Genomic DNA, 980 nt, shown 5'->3' with positions numbered 1-980 from the left:
CATCGACGGCGGCAGCTGAGCGCTATTCCAGCGGAACCTAAGAAGGAGTCAGCGTGAAAGACCAGTGGAACGACGTCGACGAGTACCTTAAGCGCACCGTGGTGGGACCGGATGATGCGCTGGAGCAGGCGGTACGCGCCACTGCCGACGCCGGTATGCCCGCCATCGAGGTCACCGCGGCCCAAGGGAAGCTGCTGATGCTGCTCGCGCAGATCCAGGGCGCGCGAAAAGTGCTCGAAATCGGTACTCTGGGCGGGTTCAGCACCATCTGGATGGCACGCGGTATTCCCGGGGACGGCCGGATCGTCAGCTGTGAGTTCGAACCCCGGCACGCGGAAGTCGCACTTGCAAACCTGGAGCGGGCCGGCCTTTCCGACAAGGTGGATATCCGCGTCGGCGCAGCCCTGGACACCCTGCCCACACTGGCAGGCGAGGCGCCTTTCGACCTGTTCTTCATCGATGCGGACAAGGCCAATAATCCGAACTATCTTGAGTGGGCGGTCAAACTTTCCCGGCCGGGAAGCGTGATCGTGCTGGATAATGTCGTCCGCGGCGGCAGTATCCGCGACGGCGCCGTCGCCGAAGACGCTTCAGAAACCGGCGGAGCTGCGGGAGGTGCTGGAGCAGGAAGTGTCGAAGACGAGGATATCCGCGGCACCCGTGAAGCCCTCGAATTGCTCGGAAGCCACCCCCGGCTCGATGCGACGGCGATCCAGACGGTTGGTGCGAAGGGCTGGGACGGGTTCGCCATCGCCGTCGTACGTTAATAGCATGGAGGCATGACCGTCCCGCTGCCCGAGTATGAGATCCGCCGGGCCGGACCCGAGGATGCCGCTGCATACGCGCGGACGCACGTCCAGACCTTGCGCGAAACGTATGCCCACATCATGCCGGAAGAATTCCACCAGCGTTATGAGTCCACTTTGGACCAGGTGATCGAACGCCACCGCGCCCGTCTCGAGCAGGAAAGCGGCGGCGGC

Annotated in this window: 1 protein-coding gene and 1 pseudogene; both read left to right on the top strand. The window is 64.0% G+C overall.

From position 1 onward, the window contains the following. The first annotated feature begins 53 nt into the window (after positions 1-53). Positions 54-767: an O-methyltransferase gene (locus Y707_RS0114340; RefSeq protein WP_026535591.1), complete on the top strand. Its 714-nt coding sequence runs from the start codon at positions 54-56 to the stop codon at positions 765-767. A 12-nt stretch (positions 768-779) separates the two neighbouring features. Beyond that, positions 780-980: pseudogene (locus tag Y707_RS31540) on the top strand (hypothetical protein); the annotation flags it as partial.

Origin of the sequence: Arthrobacter sp. H14 (genome assembly GCF_000520495.1) — a bacterium.
Taxonomy (GTDB): Bacteria; Actinomycetota; Actinomycetes; order Actinomycetales; family Micrococcaceae; genus Arthrobacter_C.
This window is presented reverse-complemented; position numbering and strand designations above follow the sequence as displayed.